Raw genomic sequence first — 1,114 nt, 5'->3', positions numbered from 1 at the left:
CGGTTGGTTGGAGGGGGCGGGGGCGAAGAGGCGAGAGGTCTGCGAACGGCGCTTCGCGCGGGGGGAAGCGAGTGTTGGTGAGCGCCCCGCGCCGGGTGGGGGAGCGCGGCGCGGACGGTCTCGGGCGGTGGTCCTCGGTCATCGTCACTCCGGGTCCGGGCGCCGACAACCGTCGCGGCGGCACTCGCCGCAATCCGGTGTGCGCGGATCGGGTCAGACCTGGGCGACGAGTCTCATGTACCGCGCCCAGTCCCAGTTCCGGCCCGGGTCCGTGTGGTCGGTGCCCGGCACTTCGTAGTGGCCGATGATGTGCGCCCGGTCCCTGGGGATGCCGTACCGGTCGCAGACCGTCGCCGTGAGCCGCGCCGACCGCTCGTACATCGCGTCCGTGAAGTAGGCGGGCCGGTCCACCCAGCCTTCGTGCTCGATGCCGACGCTGCGGGTGTTGTACTCCCAGTTCCCCGCGTGCCACGCGATGTCGGTCTCCCGCACGCACTGCGCGACCCGGCCGTCGGAGGAGCGGACCACGTAGTGCGCGGACACGTGTTTCTTCGGGTTCTGGAAGATCGTCAGCGCCTTGTCGAACGTCGTCTGCGTGACGTGGATGACGACGAGGTCGACGGGGTGCTGCTGCGAGGGGCGGTCGGAGGCGGTGTAGTTGGCGGTGTCCGCGGGGGCCCACAGCGCCGAGGGGTAGTCGGCGGCCTGGGTCTGTGCCCCGGCCCTCGGCTCGGGCAGCACGACGGAGGCCGCCGCCGCGAGCGCGGCTCCTTTGAGGAGGTGCCGCCGGTTGGGGAGGGGACTGGCTCGGTTCATGCAAGGCCCTTCTGTCGGTGGGGAGTTCGACGCTTCGCGGCTGCGGTGCGTGTGATCACACCGTACGGGGAGCGGGAAGTCCGCAAGAGGGCACTTCGGGAATCTGTGGACAGGCCTGGGCCTGTGGATAAGTCGATCACTCGAACGAGGTAATCGCGGGGCTGGGGGCGGGAGTTGTCCACAGGACGGATCGTTTCGCCTCGATGCGGAGGCGGCGCCGGCCCGGCGTTAAGTCCGACAACCTCACCTCACCTCACCCCGCCCCCAGCCCCGCGATTACCTCGTTCGAGTGATCGAC

General features: G+C 70.1%; 1 protein-coding gene. It reads right to left on the bottom strand.

The window, feature by feature from the left end; all coding sequences use genetic code 11:
* Nucleotides 1–213: 213 nt before the first annotated feature.
* Nucleotides 214–816 (bottom strand): N-acetylmuramoyl-L-alanine amidase, encoded by a 603-nt coding sequence (locus AOK24_RS32745; RefSeq protein WP_055723652.1) that lies wholly within the window; start codon nt 814–816, stop codon nt 214–216.
* Nucleotides 817–1,114: the final 298 nt, after the last annotated feature.

Source organism: Streptomyces niveiscabiei (assembly GCF_001419795.1).
Classification (GTDB): Bacteria; Actinomycetota; Actinomycetes; order Streptomycetales; family Streptomycetaceae; genus Streptomyces; species Streptomyces niveiscabiei.
Note: the sequence above shows the minus strand (reverse complement) of the source record. Positions and strands in the feature narration are given on the sequence as shown.

What these genes read in the sequence shown, in the direction of transcription:
- AOK24_RS32745 (WP_055723652.1), bottom strand. Translation starts at nt 816, where the DNA reads ATGAACCGAGCCAGTCCCCTCCCCAACCGGCGGCACCTCCTCAAAGGA.